Origin of the sequence: Pseudomonas sp. ACN8 (assembly GCF_002303925.1) — a bacterium.
Taxonomy (GTDB): Bacteria; Pseudomonadota; Gammaproteobacteria; order Pseudomonadales; family Pseudomonadaceae; genus Aquipseudomonas.
This window is the reverse complement of record NZ_MRCS01000006.1, coordinates 1-19,475: the sequence shown is the minus strand read 5'-3', so window position 1 is coordinate 19,475 and position 19,475 is coordinate 1. Positions and strand designations below refer to the sequence as shown.

Below are 19,475 nucleotides of genomic sequence, written 5' to 3'. Positions count from 1 at the left end.
GTCAGCACATCATGAAAAACAACAAGAAAAACCTTTTGAGCCTGGCTGTATTGGCAGCCGGTATGTTCGGTGCCTCGGTGAGCATGGCCGCGGCAGACACGTTAAAGGTCGGCATGGAGATCACCTACCCGCCCTTCGAGTCCTATGACAAGGACAAAAACGTAGTGGGTTCGGACCCCGAGCTGGCAACGTCACTGGCCAAACACATGAACGCCAAGGTGGAGTTCGTCGATACCAAGTTCCCGAGCCTGATCCTGGGCCTGAACTCCGGCAAGTACGACGCGATCATTTCCGGCATGTACATCACACCGGAGCGCCAGACCCAGGCCCAGACCATCGCCTATGCCAATACCGGCGCCGCGGTCATGGTGCCCAAGGGCAGCGAGATCAATGCGAAAAAGCCTGAAGACCTGTGCGGTCTGAAACTTGGCCTGGAACAGGGCACCACCTGGGTCAAGGAATTCAAGAAGCTCTCCGATGATTACTGCGTGCCGAACAACAAAGGCGCGATCACCGTCAGCGAGTACCCTTCGGCGCCCGAAGTGACGCAGGCCCTGCTGTCCAAAAACATCCAGGCCCAGGTCGAAATCGCTGGCGCGGCAAAAATGATCGCGGAAAAGACCAACGGCCGGGTCGTGATCACCACTGAGCATCCGATTTATCAGCAAACCCTGGGCATCTTCGTCAAGAAAGGTAACGACGAAACTTTCCAGGCCGTGCAAAAGGCCTTCGAGGAGAGCAAAAAGAGCGGTGAATACGCGGCAATTCTCCAGAAATATGGCCTGGAAGATCCGACTGCCAACTAAGAACCTGTCCTTGTAGTCTGGTCATCTGCCTCCCCTGCACCGGGGCGGCAGATCGAGGTGCCCCATGCAATTCGATTGGTCGTATTTCTTATCCCTGTTCTCCCTGCCGGACTTCTGGAAGGCCTGCGTCACGGTGGTCCAGCTCAGTGCTTTGGCCTGGTTCATCGGCATGCTGCTGGGTTTTGTCCTGGCCTCGGCCAAGCTGTCCCAATCGCCCTTGCTGCGCATTCCCGCAGCGGTCTACATCTGGTTCTTCCGCAGCATCCCGTTGCTGGTGCTGGTGGTCTTCGTCTACAACCTGCCGCAATTGTTTCCCGGTAGCGGACCGATTCTGTCCAACCCCTTCTACGCAGGGTTGCTGGCCCTGGTGGTTACGGAAGCGGCGTACATGGCGGAAATCCATCGTGGCGGCCTGATCTCCGTGGCCAAGGGCCAGAAGGAAGCCGGGCGCGCTCTGGGTGTCGGCCTGTTCGGCATGCAACGCCTGATCGTGATCCCCCAGGCCTTCCGTATTTCGCTGCCCACGCTGATTAATGAATACATCACGGTGGTCAAGCTAACCTCGCTGGTCTCGGTCATCTCCCTGACCGAAATCCTCACCGTCGGCCAACGCCTCTATGCCACCAACTTCCTGGTCATGGAAACCCTGGCCGCGGTAGGCGTCTATTACGTGTTGATCGTCACCGTGTTCGGCTATTTCCTGCAGCGTCTGGAGCGCTACCTGGACCTGAACTTCCGCAAGCCGCACACACTCGACGCGGCCACCATCGCCAGTTTCAAGGCCAGCGCCGAAGCCTTGCCCGACATTGCGCGCAAAGCCGCTGGCAATAACGCGACGCCCATCCTGCAACTGAAGAACATCCAGAAGAGCTATGGCACCCACCAGGTACTGATGGGTATCGACCTGAATGTCGAATACGGCCAGGTGGTCTCGATCATCGGGCCATCCGGCTCCGGCAAAACGTCTCTGATCCGCACGGTCAACGGCCTGGAAACCATCGATACCGGCGACATTCTGTTGTTCGGCGAAAAATTCATCGAAGCGTCGGACAAACCCAACGGCGCCCGCCTGCGCAAAGGCGTGCGGCACATCGGCATGGTGTTCCAGAGCTTCAACCTGTTCCCGCACCGCACCATTCTCGACAACGTCACCCTGGCGCCCCGTTACCACGGTCAGCCGGGCGAGCTGAGTGAACATCGTGCCTACGCGCTACTGGACAAGGTCGGCTTGCTGGCCCATGCCCACAAGTACCCGCACCAGCTCTCCGGCGGGCAGCAACAGCGCGTGGCGATCGCTCGAGCCCTGGCGATGGAGCCGCAGATCATGCTGTTCGATGAGCCGACCTCGGCCCTCGACCCGGAACTGGTCAACGACGTGCTGAACGTGATCCGCGACCTGGCCAAAGAAGGCATGACCATGCTGATCGTGACCCACGAAATGGACTTTGCCATGTCGATATCCGACCGGGTCGTATTCATGGAAAACGGTAACATCCAATTGGATGCCGCACCGCAAACCATACGATGCGATGCCGAAGGGGAACGCGTGCGGCGCTTCATGGGCATCAGTACCCGATCGCCGAACCTGTCTGCGACGCTGGATCATGCATGAGCATGTGGGTAGCCCTAATGCCGATCAGGGCTTACGCGCAATGATCACCTGGCTTTTCGCCACCACCGCATCCAGCGCCTGCTTGATCTGCGTACCCCGTGGCGAAGCCAGGATCGCCTGCCAGGTGTCCGCCCAGTGGTTGAGCAACGGATGGTCCGGGTTGCTGAAATCGACCTTGGCTTCCCAGAACAACAGCATCCACATCGACCAGTAGAATCCGTACTGGCTGTGGCTGATCACTTCCAGGCCGGCATCGCTGACCATGGCCTTGAACTGTTCTTCGCTGATGATGCGAATGTGGTTGGGCTTCTGGAAATACTCGGCCGCCGCGATATCTTTCTGCAGGTCTTCGGAGCTGGGGTGCGGGACGCTCAGCAGGTACAACGCGCCCGGTTTGCCCACACGCACCAGTTCAGCGAGGAATTGGGCCGGATCGTCCACGTGCTCGATGACTTCGGTCGACACCACCCGGGTGGCCGTCCCATCGGCAATCGGCAGCGGGTTGCAGTCGGTGACATGGCATTCGACGTCGCGGGCCGGTGTATCGCCCAGGCGCTGGCGTGTCGCCTCGACCTTGGCCGCGTCGATATCGGCGATGATGATCTTCGCCCCGCGCATCCCGCAGAAATGCACGTTGCCGCCGTCGCCGCAGCCGACATCCAGCAGCGTGTCCTCGGGGGTCACCGGGAAGCCGGTGAACAGTTCGCCGGTCTGCTGATTGAACCAGCCGCTGAGCATCGCGTCGTGCAGACCGAGCATGTAGGGGTCGACTTTCTCCGCCACTGGCGCCGCGGGCGGTGTCTCTGCCTGCACAGGCGCGGGCGTGCCCGCCGTGAGTTTCTTCAAAAGGCTCAGCATGAGGTGGCTCCAGAGGATGGGATGGCTGTTCGGGAGGTGCCCAGGCGTTTGACCAGCGAGGCGCCGCGGTTGCGCAGGGGCATTTCAATGAAGCGATAGTTGAGTTCGCTCAGCAGCACGATCAGGCCGCCAGCCATCAGCAACATCAGAATCGGATGGCCAGCCGGACTGGGGAGCCCGGCAGCCTGTAAACGGAAAATGAACTCACGAACCAGCAAGTAGGCCGGGATGTGGATCAGGTAAATCCCGTAGGAACGGCTGCCGACCCAGGTCATCAGGTTTTTGAACACTCCGCGCGGCAACAGGTAATCTCGGTTGTAAGAAGCGATCCACACCAGCAGCGCACACAACAGCGCAATCACGCCGATCCGGTAAGACGTGAAGGTGAAACGATCCGTTGCCATGAAGCTGAGCAGCAGCGATACCGCGATCAGTGCGGCAACACCCGCCCATGGACGACGCAGGAATTTTGGCTCCCAGCGCAGGTACGACGGTTGCGTACTCCACATCGCCAACAGCACGCCAAGGGCCAGCGCGTCGGTACGCACCACCATCAGGATCGGCGTGCGCAAGGTGAACAATTGCACCGCCACCAGCGCCAGCAACGCCCACACCAGGTGCTTGCGAAACAGCACGATCATCAGCGGGAACAGCAGGTAGAACTGCTCCTCCAGCGACAGGCTCCAGTACACGAAACTGGTGCCATATTCGTAATGATAAAAACTGTCGGCAAAGCGGAAATTGGCGTACTGCGCAACGCCGGCCAGTGTCGCCTGAAGGTTCGCGTGCAGGGTGCCGAACGCGCCGGAGCGGTTGAGAAAAAGACACGCCAACAACATCAGCGCCAGCCACAGCCAGGCCGACGGCAGCAAACGAAAGGCCCGGCGCAACCAGAAATTGCGCGTCTGTTGCCAGTATTCCTGGCGAGTTGTGCAGCGGCGCAAGGCCGGGATCAGGCTGCGGGCAATGACGAAACCCGAGATCGCGAAAAACAGATCCACGCCCCACCACGGCTGGCTGTACAGCGTGATGGCCTGCAGCAACGGCACGGCCGCCGCGAACAGGCTGTCCTGCAGGTGATGAAACAGCACGCCAAGCACCGCAATGCCGCGCAGCAACTCGATGTCCATGATCCGTTTTTCGTTGCTCATGCGCCCTCCTGGACATGGGGTTTGCGGGCAATGATCACCTGGCTCTTGGGCATGAACCGGTCCAGCATCTGCTTGATCGCCAACCCGTCAGGCTGGGCCAGCAAGTCCTGCCAGGTTTTCGCCCAGCTCTCCATCAGCGGCGGATACGGCGCCTGAATCCGGTCGCGAACCGCGCCACCCAATTCACGCCCGGCAGCCCGCTCGCTGGCCCAGAAAAAAATCATGCCCATGACCCAGAAAAACCCGGTGGCCTGGCGATGCTCGATGACCAGGCCCGCGTCTTCCACCAGCGCGGCGAATCGCTCGGGGCTGAAAATCTGCACGTGATTGGGCGATTGAAAATAGCTGGCCGGGGCGATGCCTTTCTGCAGATGCTCGCCCACCGGGGACGGCACGCTCAGCAGGTACAGCGCGCCGGGGCGGCCCATGCGCACCAGTTCGGCCATGAAGGGCTCTGGCTGATCGATGTGTTCCAGCACTTCCATGCACACGACTTTGCTGGCGCACCCGTCGGCCAATGGCAGCGGCAAACTGTTGCTGACCAGCCCCAGGTTCGGTTTGTCCGATTGCGCCGCCACTTGCCGGGCAAGCTCGCGGACCTTGTCGTGTTCACTGTCGGTGAAAATCACCGACGCGCCCTGGCGGACCGCGAACAAGGTCGCCACCCCTTCGCCGCAGCCGACATCCAGCAAGGTGTCGTCGGCGGTAATGGCAAACCCCTTGAGCAATTCGCCGCTGTCGCCGCAAAACCAGCCGTCATGCATTGCATCGTGCAAGCCCACGTCTCTTGGCGACACACGGGATTGCTCGACCGGCGACGGCGCGGGCCGGGGCTCGGGTTTCGTCTCTGGAAAGAAACGTCTGACCAATGCGCGAATCATGCCTCAGGGGTTTCCACGACACGGTTTTCGAACAAACGCTCAAAAAATACGCCAAGCCGCTGCTCGGCTGTGGCCTGGCTGCAGAACTTCCTGAGGCTGGCCACTGCGTGCACGGACATCTGTGCATAACGCCCGGGATCACCCTTGGCCACGTCATAGCTTGATTGGTAAGCCCTGCACAACGACGCCCAATTGGTGACGTAGCGCAAGGTACGAAACGCCCTGCGCGGGTCATGTGGCCAGGCCGTCAGCTCATCGGTGGAGTCAATCAGGAATGCATTATCGGCATCCAGATAATCGATCATCGCCGTGGTCCGTGGCGCCACCGCCGGTTTGCCACAGGACATGAACTCCATCAGCGGAAGACATTGGCCTTCGCCATAGGATGTGTTGACCACATAACTTGTGGCTTGCACCAGCTGCTCATAGTCCGCGTCAGCCAGATAGCCGTAAATCAATACGACCCGGCAGCGGTAAGACTGGTTTTTGTACAAGTGGTGAAGGATGTCGGTCAGCGCTTGCTCGGCATCGTGGTGCGTCAACTTGAGCACCAGCGTTGCGTCGTCCACCTCGCGAAACGTCACGCAAAAGGCACTGAGCATGTCTTCCCAGTTCTTGCGCCCGTCACCGGGGTTGAACACCGAGGTATAAATCACGCCGTCGAGGACCAACTCGTGCTCACTCGGCGGGGCCTCGAAATCAATACCCGCACCTTGGCGAGTGGCCACGGGGCCGAAGGCACGCAAGTCGAGTTCGCGGCTGTCGGCCAGCAACCCCTTGAGCGTCAACCGCACCTGACTGGCCAAGGGCTGACGTTGCAAGTGGGCGCCGCGTTGGCAAAAGCGGTCCCACACCGGGGCCGGTACCGCGATGACCGGATAGTCGGCGCCCATCGCCTCGCGCACCGCACTCACGGTGTAGCTGGAATGTGTAATCGCCGCACCCGCTGCCTGCAATACCGTGCGCCAGTCATTGAGCGGATCACCGGCAAAGGGTTCGTTGGGGATAGTGCTGAATTCCCACGCGAACACCGGCAGCGTCGGGCAGGTGAAATTGACCGGCGTGCGATGAGGTGGTGAGAACGACAGGAACACGCACGCTTCGCCACGGGATAAACAGTCCAGGTACAAGGCATCGACTTCGGTCTGCGGGTCGCTGACTTCTACCACTCGCCCCAGCCGCTCCAGCACGGGTCGGTACTCCTTGAGCACGAAGTAATAGCTGTACTCCGAGCGGCCAAGGTTCCGGGCAATGGTGTGCTGGTTGGTTTCCGAATGAATGATGATCAGCATGAGGCGGTATCCGTCACGGTTGCTGTCGGCAAAGCCTGTGGCGCCAGCCCGAAAAAATCCGCCATGCGTTTGTGCACCGGGGCGAATGCGCAGTAATCACGCATGCGTTCGACGGCGGCCAGGGACATGCGCTGATACTCCAGCGGTTGTTCCTTGGCCAGACGGTAGCTGTTTTCGTAAGCGGTTTTCAGGGAACCCCAATCCGGCCGGTAACGCAGGGTGCGGTAGATGATGCGAGTGTCCTGCGGCCAGATGGTCAGCTCTTCGCTGGACGTGACCACAAACGCCACACGCTCATCGATGTAGTCCTCCATGGCCGTGTGATCCGGGGCAATCACCGGTTTGCCGCTGGCCATGAACTCCATCAGCGGCAGGCACAGCCCTTCGCAGCGCGAGGCATTGACGTAGTAACTGGCGGCTTCGTACAGACGGGCGTATTGCGGGTCGTCCAGGTAGCCGTGCATGACCACCACCCGACAGGCGAACGGCGAAAGCTGCGCGAGCAACGTCATCAGTTCGTCGTGGTAGGACGACAGATCGCTTTGGGTAATCTTCAGCACCAGTGTCGCGTCAGACGTTTCACGGAACGCCCAGCAGAATGCGGTGATCAGCTGATGCCAGTTTTTGCGACCGTCACGCGGGTTGAACACGGTGACGTACACCACACCGTCAACCTGTGTTTCGACCTGGGCGGTGGTGTCCGGCCACTGTCGCGGGTCTGGCTCGGGTACTGCAATCGTCTGCGGGCCGGCGATGGCCGGCAACCAGTCAGCGAGACGTTCATGGGCGGTTTGCGACAACAAGTCGCGAATCCCTTCCCAGTACCACTGGCTTAGAAAATGCGTGCGATGAACCGGGACCGGCAGCGATTTACCTTTGTCCAGACGCCACATATGCAGGTAATGGCGAGCAATCACCAAGCGGCGCTTGAGCGTCAGCGGCGGTGGCTTCAATGCCTCCAGCTCGGCCTCGAGCGCCGTCAGTTCCTCGGCGCTCGGCACGACGGGAATCAGTGCATCGGCGCTCAGCCCGAGGGTGCGCGTATCGAAGATGCAACCCTTGATGTCCAGGGTCGAGCCGGTGCTGATCGGGACGCTGGTGTGGCGACTACGAATGTCGGCGAAGTTTTCCCACAACGGCGTCGGCAACACCAACACCGGAAAGTCTTCGCCCATGGCCCGACGAATCGCCCGGGCGGTATGGCTGGAGAGTGTGATCACCCGGCCCTGCCGCGCCAGCATTTGCGTCCAGTCCTGGCGCGGGTCGTTATCCCATTGTTCATCGGGAATCGAATCAAACTCCCAGGCCACCACGCAGATCGTCGGGCACTCAAGGTCGTTCGGGGTTTTCTGCGGCGGCGTAAACGACAGGAACAGACTGTCTTCGCCGGCGGCCAATAATTGTTTGTAGAGCGGATCGACCTCGGCGGTGGAGGACACCACATGCACTCGCCCAAGGCTTTCGAGTACAGGGCGATACGCCTTGAGCACGAAGTAGTAACTGTACTCGGGACGGCCGAGACTCTGGCTGATGGAGCTGTCGTTGACGTCGGAGTAAAGAATAAAATTCATGGTATCCCACGGTGACACCGCCATCCCGGCAGCCTCACGCCATGACGGGGAGAACACGGTTCGAGTCAGTGTTTACTGGCGCTCGTCCATCGTCTTGCTGCCCGTCTTCGTTCTTGTTTTAGTGGTCAGTTTCTCGCAGTTTCGAAGCGACGCTGCCGAACCCCGGATACTCGTGACGAAGGGCATTCTAACCACATCCGTTGAGGATTCGTGAACCGCCCGACGAGAATAAATCAGGCTACGCTGACGAGAACTGACCGGTCACGATTGGACCTGTTGAAATTGCCGAGCAAATGGCACAGATTGACCAGCAAACAACTACAACAAACATTTCATCTGTCTTTGCGAGCGATCCTGTTGGTTCGTAAGACCCTTCCATCAAGCCAATCAGGAATGGATGAAATGCATGACCGGGGGGTCGCGGTTGAAAAAACGTCTGTTTGTCACGGGCCTGACTGGATTCACAGGACAACATACCCAATCGCGTTTGCAGGCCGATGCCTCGGAATGGGAACTTCTGCCTGTTCCTTGCCGCTACGATCTCGCCGCGCCGGACAGCCTCGAAGGCTTGTGGCCGGAATTGCCCGATGCGGTAATTCACCTGGCTGGCCAGACTTTCGTCCCGGACGCCTTTCGTGATCCGGCGCGCACCCTGAACATCAATCTGCTGGGCACCCTGAACCTGCTGCGAGCCTTCAAGGCATGCGGCTTCACCGGCACGTTCCTGTACGTCAGCTTGCTCGGGGCGCGAGCAGAGCATTCGCAGCCTGATCGAAACCACCGGATGGAAGTCTGAAATCACAACACAACAATCCCTGCGGGCGATCCTGTCCGACCGGGAGAAGCGAGTACGACAAGAATGACTAAAAGTGCATTGATCACAGGTATCACCGGCCAGGACGGCGCGTATCTGGCCAAACTGCTGCTCGACAAGGGCTACAAAGTCCACGGCCTGGTGGCGCGTCGCAGCAGCGACTCGCGCTGGCGCCTGCGTGAGATGGGGGTCGAGGCAGACATCGTCTACCTGGAGGGCGACATGGCCGATGCCTGTTCAGTGCAGCGCGCGGTGATCAAGTCGGCGCCGGACGAGATCTACAACCTCGCCGCGCAAAGCTTTGTCGCGGCCTCCTGGGATCAACCGGTGACCACCGGCATCGTCGACGGCCTGGGCGTGACCCACCTGCTCGAAGCGATCCGTCAGTTCAGCCCGCACACGCGTTTTTACCAGGCGTCCACCAGCGAAATGTTCGGCCTGATCCAGGCCGAACAGCAGGACGAGAACACGCCATTCTATCCGCGCAGCCCGTATGGCGTAGCCAAGTTGTACGGCCACTGGATCACCGTGAACTACCGCGAGAGCTTCAACCTGCACGCCAGCAGCGGCATTCTGTTCAACCATGAATCACCGCTGCGCGGCATCGAGTTCGTGACGCGCAAAGTCACCGATGCCGCTGCCCGAATCAAGCAGGGCAAGCAGCAGGAACTGCGCCTGGGCAACATCGACGCCAAGCGCGACTGGGGTTTTGCCGGGGACTACGTCGAAGCCATGTGGCTGATGCTGCAACAGGACAAGCCCGACGACTTCGTGGTGGCCACCGGTGTGACCACCACCGTGCGCGAGATGTGCCGGATTGCCTTCGATCATGTGGGCCTGAACTACCGCGACTACGTGAAGATCGACCCGGCGTTCTTCCGCCCGGCCGAAGTCGAAGTGCTGCTCGGCAACCCGGCCAAGGCCCAGCGTGTGCTGGGCTGGAAACCAAAAACCGATCTGGATGCCTTGATCCGCATGATGATGGATGCGGACATGAAACGCGTCGCCAAGGAGTAGGCCATGCTGATTCCCGTGATTCTCTCCGGTGGTGCCGGGACAAGGTTGTGGCCGGTGTCGCGTGAGGACCATCCCAAACCCTTCATGGTATTGCCCGACGGCCAGTCGCTGCTGGGCAAGACCTATCGGCGTGCCGCGCAGCTGATCGCCGGCTGGGGCGATATCGTCACGGTGACCAACCGCGAGTACTACTTCCAGAGCAAGGATCACTTTCGGGACGCGCACCTGGGCCGTCATCGCGGGCACTTCCTGCTGGAGCCGACGGGTCGCAACACGGCGCCGGCCATTGCCGCCGCCGCCCTCTCCCTCCAGGCCCTGCATGGCGACGACGCGATCATGCTGGTCATGCCCGCCGACCATCTGATCGTCAATGTCGACGCACTGAAGGACGCGGTCGAGCATGCCGTGACGCTGGCCAGGCGCGGTCACCTGGTGACCTTTGGTGTGGTGCCGACGGCGCCGGAAACCGGTTTTGGCTACATTGAAGCCGGCACTTCGCTGGACGACAAGGGCGCTGCCGGCGTGCGACGCTTCGTCGAAAAACCTGACCTGCAAACCGCGACTCATTACCTGGAAAGCGGCAACTTCCTGTGGAACTCCGGGATGTTCTGCTTCTCGGTCGCCAGCGTACTGGCCGAACTGCAAACCCATGCGCCCGACTTGCTGGAGCAGACGCGAACCTGCATGGCCGCCAGCGCTGCGGTGGAAAACGCGGGTTGCCTGCAACAGGAACTGTCGCCGGCCCTGTTTGGCGAGATCATGGACATTTCCATCGACTACGCGTTGATGGAGCGCTCCGACAAGGTGGTTGTCGTGCCGGCCCGTTTCGACTGGAGCGACATCGGATCCTGGGGTGCGGTGGCCGCGCTGGTACCGGCGGATGCACAAAACAACCGCGCCGTCGGCGAGTCGATTTTCATCGACAGCCACGACAACTTCGTCCACAGCGAAGACCGTCTGGTCGCGACCGTGGGCGTGGACAACCTGATCATCGTCGACACCGCCGACGCGGTGCTGGTGGCCCACGCCGACCGCGCCCAGGATGTGCGCCGGGTGGCCAGGCAACTCAAGGATAAAGAGCACGAAGCCTATCGCCTGCACCGTACCGTCAGCCGGCCATGGGGCACCTACACCGTGCTCGAGGAAGGCCCGCGCTTCAAGATCAAACGCATCGTGGTCAAGCCCGGCGCCAAGTTGTCACTGCAGATGCACCACCATCGCAATGAACACTGGGTGGTGGTCGAAGGCATGGCCAGGGTCACCAACAATGGCACTGGCACTCGCCTGGTGGCCAAGAACGAATCGACCTTCATTGCCGCGGGTCACAAGCATCGCCTGGAAAATCCGGGCGTGATCGACCTTGTGATCATCGAAGTGCAAAGCGGCGAATACCTGGGAGAGGACGACATCGTCCGCTTCGAAGATCAATACGGCAGGACGGTTTGAATGCTGCTTTCCCTTTACCGCACGCTGAGCAGCTATCGAGGGTTCATCCTCGGTAGCGTCCAGCGAGAGTTTCAGGCGCGTTATCGCAATTCGTTGTTCGGTGCCCTGTGGACCGTGCTCAATCCGCTGTCGATGATCATTGTCTACACCGTTATTTTTTCCCAGATCATGCGCGCGCGTTTACCGGGGGTAGATGACGGCATGGCCTACAGCATCTACCTCTGCGCCGGGTTGCTGACCTGGGGCTTGTTCGCGGAAATCACCGTGCGCAGCCAGAACATGTTTCTGGATAACGCCAACCTGCTGAAAAAAATCAGTTTTCCACGGATCTGCCTGCCGGTGATCGTGCTGTTGAATGCCGGTATCAACTTCGCAATCATCATCGGCTTGTTCCTCGGCTTTCTGTTGATCACCGGTCGACTACCGGGCCTGGCGCTGTTGGCGCTCATTCCTCTGCTGGCGTTACAGGTGATGTTCTGTGCCGGGTTGGGGATTATTCTTGGCGTATTGAATGTTTTTTTTCGCGATGTCGGGCAATTTTTCGCCATCTGTCTGCAATTCTGGTTCTGGCTGACGCCAATCGTTTACCCGCTGAGCATCCTGCCCGATTGGGTGCAGCGCTTGCTGCAACTCAACCCCCTGACCAACCTGATCACCAGCTACCAGAACATCTTCCTGTATGGCCAATGGCCCGTCTGGAGTTCGCTGCTGCCGATCCTGGTCGCCAGCGTTTTGTTTCTCGTCATCGGGCTTCGGCTGTTTCGGCAGAGGGTCGGTGAAATGGTGGATGAACTCTGATGGGGCACATACGCGTCACCGGCCTGGGCAAGGCCTATAAACAATACCCTTCCCGCTGGAGTCGACTGGTTGAATGGCTGGTCCCGTTCTCGCCGATCCGTCATCGCCAGCATTGGGTGCTGCAGGACGTGACCTTCCAGATTGCCCCCGGAGAATCGGTGGGTATCGTCGGGGTCAACGGCGCCGGCAAAAGCACCTTGTTGAAGATGATCACCGGCACCACCCAACCCACCCGAGGCACCATTGAGCTCGAAGGCCGCGTCGCCGCCCTGCTGGAATTGGGCATGGGTTTTCATGCGGACTTTACCGGCCGGCAGAATGCGGTCATGGCCGGGCAACTGCTGGGCATGCAGGTCGAAGAAATAGAAGCGTTGATGCCGGAAATCGAACGCTTCGCGGAAATTGGCGACGCCATCGACCACCCGGTGCGCACTTATTCCAGCGGTATGCAAATGCGTCTGGCGTTCAGTGTGGCTACCGCGCGGCGCCCGGACATTTTGATCGTCGATGAAGCACTGTCGGTGGGCGATGCCTACTTCCAGCACAAAAGTTTCGACCGCATCCGCAGTTTTCGCAAAGCCGGTACCACGCTGTTGATCGTCTCCCATGACCGTGGGGCGATTCAGTCGATCTGCGACTCGGCGATCCTCCTGGAAAACGGCCACATGGCCATGCACGACACACCCGAATCCGTGATGGATTACTACAACGCCCTGCTCGCCGAGCGTGAAGGACAGACCGTGCGCCAGGAAGCCCTCGCAGGCGGCCAGGTCAGTACCATTTCGGGAACGGGTGAAGCCCGGATCCTGACCGTGCGCTTGCTCGACCAACATGAACGCTCCATCGACGCCGCCGAAGTCGGCCAGCCGGTCGTGCTGGAAGTGAATGTCGAGGTTTGCCAGGACATCGAACGGCTGGTGCTGGGCTTCATGATCAAGGATCGCCTGGGCCAGGCCATGTACGGCATCAACACCCATCGCCAGGATCAGGCGCTGACCGACTTGCAGGCAGGCGAGCGCGTGACCTATCGCTTTGCTTTCGTCATGGGGCTGGGCAAGGGGAACTATTCCGTGGCCTTGAGCCTGTCACGCCTGGATTCACACCTGGACCGCAACTTCGAGTGGCGCGATTACGGGTTGGTGTTCCATGTGATCAACAACCGCCAGGAAGACTTTGTCGGCTGCTCGTGGTTGGCCGCGAAGACCACCGTCACGCGTTCGAGCGCGCCGGTGACCTCGGGGGGCACGCCATGACGCGTCTTTTGGTGGAATGTACGCACGTTTTCCAGCACCCCAAGGTCAATTCGGGCATTCAGCGGGTGGTGCGCAACGTCGTCAACCAGTTACCGGAATCGGTCGACGGCGTTGAATGCATCCCGGTTGTGATGCTCAAGGGCAAACTCTATCGGGTGCTGAAACTCGGTGCGCTGAACATTCCGTTTTTCGATGCCTTGATGATCTTTGGTGGACGACTTGGGCGCTTGGCTCACCGCTTCTGGCAACTGCATCAGCGCTTGCACAACCGAAGCAACTCACGGGTGATCAAGCGTTTGCTGCACGTGGCCTACCGGGTGACAGCGGTCACCTGTTTCAGCCTTCCGCTGCGTGCGATCGAGGGCATCAACCAGTATCAACTGCCCAAACGTTGCACGCCGCTACAGCACCAACCGGGGGATCAACTGGTGCTGCTGGACTCGTCCTGGCACACCGATTTCTTCCCGTTTGCCGAACGACTCAAACGTGAAGGCGTGGGCATCGTTTCGGTGATTTACGACCTGATTCCCGTGACGCATCCGCAGTTTTACGACACGCGGTTGGTGCAGGTTTTCAATGAATGGTTCGACTGGATCATCCAAACCGCCGATGGCTATGTGGCCATTTCCGCCACGGTGCGCGATCAGGTGCGTGATGAACTGCAGCGCCGCCTGGGTCCTGCCAGGGCCAGTGAATTGTGGTTCGACTATTTCCACCTCGGCTCCGAACTGGACCTGAGCGAAGTCACGGCCGCCGTCGAGCCGCGCCTGACGCATATTTTCAGAACGCCGGAACCAGTGTTTTTGATGGTCAGTACCATCGAGCCGCGCAAGAACCACGACTACCTGCTGGATGCCTTCGAACGGGCCTGGGCGGCAGGCTCCAATGCCCGTCTGTGCATTGCCGGGCGAGTCGGCTGGAAATGCGATGCACTGCTGGCCCGGGTCCGTAATCACCCGCAGTTGAACCAACGACTGTTCATGTTCAACGACCTGAACGACACCAGCCTCGAACATGCCTACACCCACGCCAGCTCACTGGTGTTTCCGTCTTTTGTGGAAGGCTTCGGCCTGCCACTGGTAGAAGCCATGCAGCGTGGACTGCCGGCCATGGGCAGCGACATTGCGGTTTTTCGCGAAATCGGTGGCGAGTTCATGGCGTACTTCGATCTGGCCGAACCACAAAGCCTGGCTGACCTGGTCATTCGTTTCGAGAGCAGCGGTCAATTCCCGGCCACTCGTGATGTCGCGCACTGGCGCTGGATCGGTTGGCGTGAAGCCAGTGCGCAATTGGCCGAACGCACTCTGCGCAATCTCTCGGACGTGCCGCTCGCACAAGAGAGGCAACATGCGCATTGCCCTTAACGCCCGGATTCTCCAGGCGCCGCGCACCGGCATCGGCCACTACGTCGTCGAACTGGCGAACGCCCTGGCGTGTGAACCGGATATTGAACTGGCGCTGTTTCATGGCTGGGGCTGGAGTGATGTGCTGCCTGAGGCGGCCATGCCCGGCTATTCCCGACTGACGCCATTGCTGCGGCAGATTCCGGGGGCCTATCAAGCCCGGCGGTGGCTGGAGCAGAAACGCTTCGATCAAGGCCGCGCGCAAGCCATCGACCTCTACCACGAACCGAGTTTGTGGCCGCTGTCATTCGACGGCCCGACAGTCATCACCCTGCATGACCTGACTCACCTGCACTATCCCGAAACGCAGCCACCGGCGCGCTTGCGAGAAATCGAACGGCGGGTGACCGATGGCGTGCGACAGGCAAGCCTGATTCTTACCGACTCGCAGTTCATTGCTGACGAAGCCCAGGCGCATTTCGGGTTACCGGTCGAGCGGTTTGTCGTCGCACCGCTGGGTGTAGCCACGCGTTTTCACCCGCGATCCCCCGAGGCTATCGACGCTGTACTCAAGAACCATGGCGTTGAAGCGCGGGAATACTTCCTCTGTGTCGGTACCCTGGAGCCGCGCAAGAATCTGTCCCTCGCCCTGCGCGCCCACGCCCGATTGCCGGAATCGGTCCGTCAGCGTTTTCCATTGCTGATCGTCGGCATGGCCGGCTGGCAGCGCGAGCAGTTCAGCGAAGAATTGCACCAGGCCCTGGCCCGCGGTTGTGTCTGTTTGCTGGGCTATCTGCCTGACGAGCACGTTGCGCAGCTGTTGGCCGGCGCCCGGGCATTGATTTTTCCGTCGCTTTACGAAGGTTTTGGCCTGCCGGTGCTGGAAGCCATGGCTTGCGGAACGCCGGTCATTCTGACCCGACGTTCGGCCATGCCCGAAGTCGCAGGCTCTGCGGGTAACTATGTTGAACCGGATGAAACCGACGGCTTGCGCGATGCAATGAGTCGTCTGATCGAGGATCTAGCGCATTGGCAGGCATGCCGAGAAGCCGGATTGCTACAGGCAAGGCTTTTTACCTGGGAGCGCTGCGCGCAAGTCACGGCCAGCGCTTACCGCCAGGCTCTGGGAGGTTGAATGCGAGTTCTTCATTTTTTCAAGACGTACCTGCCTGACTCGGTCGGCGGGATCGAACAAGTGATTTTCCAGTTGTGCGAAAGCGGCGCCCTGCACGGCGTTGAAGGCAAGGTGCTGACACTCAGTGCCGATCCGACACCGCCGGTGATGCAGGTCGCGCATCATGAAGTCCATCGAGCCCGGCTCGACATTCAGTTCGCCTCCACGGGTTTTTCCTGGAGCGTCTTCAAACAGTTTTGCGAGCTGGCAGCGGAGGCCGACGTAGTCAATTACCACTTTCCATGGCCGTTCATGGACCTGGTGCATTTCGCAAGCAGTCTGAACAAACCCAGCGTGGTGACGTACCACTCGGACATTATCCGCCAGAAACAGCTGCTCAAACTTTACCGGCCGCTGATGAATCGCTTTCTGCACAGCGCCGACCGGATCATCGTTGCATCGCCTAATTACCTCCACACCAGTGATGTGTTGCAACAGTTTCAGCACAAGACCCGAGTGATCCCCTATGGATTGAACAAGACGGGTTACCCACAGCCGGACAGCGATCGAACGGCTCACTGGCGGCAAAAGCTTGGCGATAAGTTCTTTCTGTTTGTGGGTGTGATGCGCTACTACAAAGGGTTGCACATCCTGCTCGACGCCCTGAAGGACCTGGATTACCCGACAGTAATTGTCGGTGCCGGCCCGTTGGAACAAGAGCTGCATGCCCAGGCGGCCGCCTTGGGTTTACGCAATATTCACTTCCTCGGGCGTCTGGGAGACGAGGACAAGGTAGCGTTGCTGCAACTGAGCTATGCCATCGTGTTCCCGTCGCACCTGCGCTCCGAAGCCTTTGGCATTTCACTGCTGGAAGGCGCGATGTATGGCAAACCGATGATCTCCAGTGAGATTGGCACTGGCACCAGTTACATCAACATCCATAACGAGACCGGGCTGGTGGTGCCACCGAGTAATCCATTGGCGTTTCGCGAGGCGATGCGCACGCTTTGGGAAAACCCGGTGCTGGCGGCGCAAATGGGCGAGAAGGCACAGGCCCGTTATCAAAATCTGTTCACGGCGGACGAAATGGGTCGCAAATGGGCAAATTTGTATGAGGAGTTGCTGGAAGAAAAAACCCTCGCCTACGCGTGAGGCCTTCCTGCAGATCCGAGTTCCCCCTGCTGCTGCCCCACGAAGGGATTGCCGATGTGGACATTCATTGGCTGTGGAACCGCGAACAGCGCATGAGCCGTGCCGAGACGATCTTTCTCGAAAGCCTGCAACAACGGCTGACAGACTAAATTCAGACGTGAGGATCGCCCGCAGCCTTGCTCGGCGCTGCGTACTGCGGCTTGAGATGGCCATCCTGGTCGAGTAGCCAGGCGTCCATGATCTCCCGCACCACGGGACCGGCAACGCGACCACCGGCCTCGCCGTTTTCGATCATCACCGAAATCACGATCTTCGGGTGCTCGGCCGGGGCGAAACCGACGAACAAGGCATTGTCGCGGTTACGCTCGCGGGTTTTCTCCCGGTTGTAACGCTCGCCCTGCTTGATTGCCACCACCTGTGCGGTACCGCTCTTACCGGCAATACGGTACTGCGCGCCCGCCGCTGCGGCCCGGGCAATCCCGCGGGCATCGTGCATCACCATCTGCATGCCATGGTTGACCTGCTCCCAGCCGCGTGGATCCTTGAGCAGAATATTCGGCATCGGATGCTCATCCACCGGCGCGACACCGTCCACGGTTTTGGCCAGGTGCGGACGATTCCACACGCCTTTGTTGGCAATCAGCGCGGTGGCCTGGGCCAACTGCAGTGGCGTGACCTGCATATAGCCCTGGCCGATACCGAGAATCACCGTCTCGCCCGGGAACCAGGCCTGACGACGGGTGGCGCGTTTCCAGGCTTGGGATGGCATCAGGCCGGGAGACTCTTCATTCATGTCCAGGGAGACTTTCTCACCCAGTCCGAACATCGCCATGTAATCGTGCAGACGATCAATCCCCAGTTTGTGAGCAAGGTCGTAGAAATAGGTGTCGTTGGAACGCATGATCGCCGCATCCATATCCACCCAGCCGTCGCCGCTGTGGTTCCAGTTGCGGTACTTGTGATCGAAATCCGGCAGTTGGTAATAACCGGGGTCGAACACACGGGTCTGTGGCGTGACGACACCGGCATCGAGGCCGGCGATTGCCACTTCCGGCTTGATGGTCGAACCCGGCGCATAGAGACCGCGCAGCACACGGTTGAACAGCGGTCGGTCGATGGAGTCCCGGAGTGTAGAGTATTCCCTGGAGCTGATACCGGTGACGAACAGGTTCGGATCGAAACTCGGGTTGCTGACCATGGCCAGCACTTCACCGGTCGACGGATCCAGCGCGACCACCGAACCACGGCGATCCCCCAGGGCTTGTTCGGCGGCTTCCTGAAGCTTGATGTCGAGGCTCAGGACAATGTTTTCGCCGGGCACCGGGTCTGTGTGCTTGAGCACGCGCAACACACGGCCCTGGGCATTGGTTTCGACTTCCTCATAACCGACATGGCCGTGCAGTTGCGACTCGTAGAATTTTTCGATCCCGGTCTTGCCGATGGATTGGGTACCTCGGTACTCGACGTTATCCAAAGCCTTTGACTCTTTCTCGTTGATACGTCCGACGTAGCCGACTGAATGGGCGAAGTGCTCGCCTAATGGATAGTGCCGAACGAACTGCGGCTCGACATCGAGGCCCGGCAGACGGAACTCGTTGACGGCGAGTACGGCAATCTGTTCTTCGCTCAGCTCATAGAACAGTGTCACGGGTACGAAGGGGTGACGTGCCTGCTTCATCGCCTTGTCGAACAGCGTGCGATCTTCAGCGGGCAAGTGCAGGAGATTGACGACCTCGTCCAGCTCTTCGTTGACATTGGATGCACGTTCGCGGGTGATGGTCAGGTTGAAGCTGGGGCGGTTGTCTGCGAGGAGTACGCCGTTGCGGTCATAGATCAACCCGCGGGGCGGTGTAATCGGCAGGACATGTACGCGATTGTTTTCGGAGATGGTCGAGTGATAGTCGAACTCGACTACCTGCAGGACATACATGCGCACTACCAGTGCACAGGTGACAGCCGCAACGAACAAGGCGCAGGCCATGAGTCTCTTGTTGACCAGGCATGTCTCTTTTTCGTGGTCCTTGATCGGTATCGGTTCGGGCACTTGTGCAGCAACTCTTTGAAAAAGAATGCCGATCCGTGGGCGCAAATTCAGTCCATTAAAAATGAGCTGCACCATACCAAAAGCGTGGAGCCTGGTTTGTGTGATTTTTTTTATAATTGACCTTGGGTGGGCCGGCCTTGTTTTTCGAGCGCAAAAACAAAACCCCTACCTGCATACGCAGATAGGGGTTTCGGAATTTAATCTTGACGATGACCTACTCTCACATGGGGAAACCCCACACTACCATCGGCGATGCATCGTTTCACTGCTGAGTTCGGGATGGGATCAGGTGGTTCCAACGCTCTATGGTCGTCAAGAAATTC

At 59.6% G+C, this 19,475-nt stretch carries 15 protein-coding genes, 1 rRNA gene and 2 pseudogenes; 11 read left to right on the top strand and 7 right to left on the bottom strand.

The genetic code is table 11. From position 1 onward, the window contains the following. Nucleotides 1-11: 11 nt before the first annotated feature. Complete coding sequence (locus BSF44_RS04800) at nt 12-806, top strand: ABC transporter substrate-binding protein (protein ID WP_095942503.1); 795 nt, start codon at nt 12-14, stop codon at nt 804-806. 64 nt (nt 807-870) lie between these two features. Next, nucleotides 871-2,418, top strand: a complete 1,548-nt coding sequence (locus BSF44_RS04795; RefSeq protein ID WP_095942502.1) for an amino acid ABC transporter permease/ATP-binding protein — start codon at nt 871-873, stop codon at nt 2,416-2,418. 24 nt (nt 2,419-2,442) lie between these two features. Here BSF44_RS04795 and BSF44_RS04790 read toward each other — a convergent pair whose 3' ends face one another. From BSF44_RS04790 to BSF44_RS04770, 5 genes are read right to left on the bottom strand one after another with little or no spacing between them, the layout of a single operon-like run. After that, nucleotides 2,443-3,276 carry a class I SAM-dependent methyltransferase gene (locus BSF44_RS04790; protein ID WP_095942501.1) on the bottom strand — a complete coding sequence of 278 codons (834 nt, stop codon included), beginning with the start codon at nt 3,274-3,276 and terminating at the stop codon, nt 2,443-2,445. Beyond that, nucleotides 3,270-4,427, bottom strand: coding sequence for an acyltransferase (locus tag BSF44_RS04785; RefSeq protein WP_095942500.1), 1,158 nt, complete (start codon nt 4,425-4,427; stop codon nt 3,270-3,272). The genes BSF44_RS04790 and BSF44_RS04785 overlap by 7 nt, the downstream gene beginning before the upstream one ends. Next, nucleotides 4,424-5,308, bottom strand: a complete 885-nt coding sequence (locus BSF44_RS04780; protein ID WP_095942499.1) for a bifunctional 2-polyprenyl-6-hydroxyphenol methylase/3-demethylubiquinol 3-O-methyltransferase UbiG — start codon at nt 5,306-5,308, stop codon at nt 4,424-4,426. Before BSF44_RS04780 ends, BSF44_RS04785 begins: the two co-directional genes overlap by 4 nt. Then, nucleotides 5,305-6,600 (bottom strand): glycosyltransferase, encoded by a 1,296-nt coding sequence (locus BSF44_RS04775; RefSeq protein ID WP_095942498.1) that lies wholly within the window; start codon nt 6,598-6,600, stop codon nt 5,305-5,307. The genes BSF44_RS04780 and BSF44_RS04775 overlap by 4 nt, the downstream gene beginning before the upstream one ends. Then, on the bottom strand, nt 6,594-8,171 hold the full coding sequence (locus BSF44_RS04770; RefSeq protein WP_256588966.1) for a glycosyltransferase: 1,578 nt from the start codon (nt 8,169-8,171) through the stop codon (nt 6,594-6,596). Before BSF44_RS04770 ends, BSF44_RS04775 begins: the two co-directional genes overlap by 7 nt. Before the next feature lie 424 nt (nt 8,172-8,595). Between BSF44_RS04770 and BSF44_RS04765 the strand changes: the two are divergent. The 9 genes and pseudogenes from BSF44_RS04765 to BSF44_RS04725 form a co-directional block, all read left to right on the top strand. After that, nucleotides 8,596-8,940, top strand: a pseudogene (locus BSF44_RS04765) (NAD-dependent epimerase/dehydratase family protein); the annotation flags it as partial. Nucleotides 8,941-9,030: 90 nt separating this feature from the next. After that, nucleotides 9,031-10,002, top strand: coding sequence for a GDP-mannose 4,6-dehydratase (gmd, locus tag BSF44_RS04760; protein WP_008051090.1), 972 nt, complete (start codon nt 9,031-9,033; stop codon nt 10,000-10,002). 3 nt (nt 10,003-10,005) lie between these two features. Beyond that, nucleotides 10,006-11,448, top strand: coding sequence for a mannose-1-phosphate guanylyltransferase/mannose-6-phosphate isomerase (locus BSF44_RS04755; protein ID WP_095942496.1), 1,443 nt, complete (start codon nt 10,006-10,008; stop codon nt 11,446-11,448). Beyond that, on the top strand, nt 11,449-12,246 hold the full coding sequence (locus BSF44_RS04750) for an ABC transporter permease (RefSeq protein WP_095942495.1): 798 nt from the start codon (nt 11,449-11,451) through the stop codon (nt 12,244-12,246). It abuts the gene before it with no gap. Then, on the top strand, nt 12,246-13,499 hold the full coding sequence (locus tag BSF44_RS04745) for an ABC transporter ATP-binding protein (protein WP_095942494.1): 1,254 nt from the start codon (nt 12,246-12,248) through the stop codon (nt 13,497-13,499). Before BSF44_RS04750 ends, BSF44_RS04745 begins: the two co-directional genes overlap by 1 nt. Next, entirely contained in the window at nt 13,496-14,863 is a 1,368-nt protein-coding gene (locus BSF44_RS04740) for a glycosyltransferase family 1 protein (protein ID WP_095942595.1), read from the top strand. The genes BSF44_RS04745 and BSF44_RS04740 overlap by 4 nt, the downstream gene beginning before the upstream one ends. Then, a complete protein-coding gene (locus tag BSF44_RS04735) occupies nt 14,847-15,977 on the top strand; it encodes a glycosyltransferase family 1 protein (RefSeq protein ID WP_095942493.1) in 1,131 nt (376 codons plus the stop codon). Before BSF44_RS04740 ends, BSF44_RS04735 begins: the two co-directional genes overlap by 17 nt. Beyond that, entirely contained in the window at nt 15,978-17,108 is a 1,131-nt protein-coding gene (locus BSF44_RS04730; protein ID WP_095942492.1) for a glycosyltransferase family 4 protein, read from the top strand. It begins immediately after the preceding gene. Between the two features lie 29 nt (nt 17,109-17,137). After that, nucleotides 17,138-17,257, top strand: a pseudogene (locus BSF44_RS04725) (LysR family transcriptional regulator); the annotation flags it as partial. 2 nt (nt 17,258-17,259) lie between these two features. Here BSF44_RS04725 and mrdA read toward each other — a convergent pair. Together mrdA and rrf are read right to left on the bottom strand one after the other, a co-directional pair. Further along, entirely contained in the window at nt 17,260-19,152 is a 1,893-nt protein-coding gene (gene mrdA / locus BSF44_RS04720) for a penicillin-binding protein 2 (protein ID WP_095942491.1), read from the bottom strand. Between the two features lie 201 nt (nt 19,153-19,353). Next, nucleotides 19,354-19,469: ribosomal RNA gene (gene rrf, locus BSF44_RS04715) — 5S ribosomal RNA — on the bottom strand. Nucleotides 19,470-19,475: the final 6 nt, after the last annotated feature.

Excerpts from the sequence above, each read along its gene's own strand:
- BSF44_RS04795 (WP_095942502.1), top strand. The coding sequence starts at position 871 with ATGCAATTCGATTGGTCGTATTTCTTATCCCTGTTCTCCCTGCCGGAC.
- BSF44_RS04740 (WP_095942595.1), top strand. The coding sequence starts at position 13,496 with ATGACGCGTCTTTTGGTGGAATGTACGCACGTTTTCCAGCACCCCAAG.
- BSF44_RS04745 (WP_095942494.1), top strand. The coding sequence starts at position 12,246 with ATGGGGCACATACGCGTCACCGGCCTGGGCAAGGCCTATAAACAATAC.
- BSF44_RS04735 (WP_095942493.1), top strand. The coding sequence starts at position 14,847 with ATGCGCATTGCCCTTAACGCCCGGATTCTCCAGGCGCCGCGCACCGGC.
- BSF44_RS04770 (WP_256588966.1), bottom strand. The coding sequence starts at position 8,171 with ATGAATTTTATTCTTTACTCCGACGTCAACGACAGCTCCATCAGCCAG.
- BSF44_RS04800 (WP_095942503.1), top strand. The coding sequence starts at position 12 with ATGAAAAACAACAAGAAAAACCTTTTGAGCCTGGCTGTATTGGCAGCC.
- BSF44_RS04775 (WP_095942498.1), bottom strand. The coding sequence starts at position 6,600 with ATGCTGATCATCATTCATTCGGAAACCAACCAGCACACCATTGCCCGG.
- gmd (WP_008051090.1), top strand. The coding sequence starts at position 9,031 with ATGACTAAAAGTGCATTGATCACAGGTATCACCGGCCAGGACGGCGCG.
- BSF44_RS04790 (WP_095942501.1), bottom strand. The coding sequence starts at position 3,276 with ATGCTGAGCCTTTTGAAGAAACTCACGGCGGGCACGCCCGCGCCTGTG.
- BSF44_RS04780 (WP_095942499.1), bottom strand. The coding sequence starts at position 5,308 with ATGATTCGCGCATTGGTCAGACGTTTCTTTCCAGAGACGAAACCCGAG.
- BSF44_RS04755 (WP_095942496.1), top strand. The coding sequence starts at position 10,006 with ATGCTGATTCCCGTGATTCTCTCCGGTGGTGCCGGGACAAGGTTGTGG.
- BSF44_RS04750 (WP_095942495.1), top strand. The coding sequence starts at position 11,449 with ATGCTGCTTTCCCTTTACCGCACGCTGAGCAGCTATCGAGGGTTCATC.
- BSF44_RS04785 (WP_095942500.1), bottom strand. The coding sequence starts at position 4,427 with ATGAGCAACGAAAAACGGATCATGGACATCGAGTTGCTGCGCGGCATT.
- BSF44_RS04730 (WP_095942492.1), top strand. The coding sequence starts at position 15,978 with ATGCGAGTTCTTCATTTTTTCAAGACGTACCTGCCTGACTCGGTCGGC.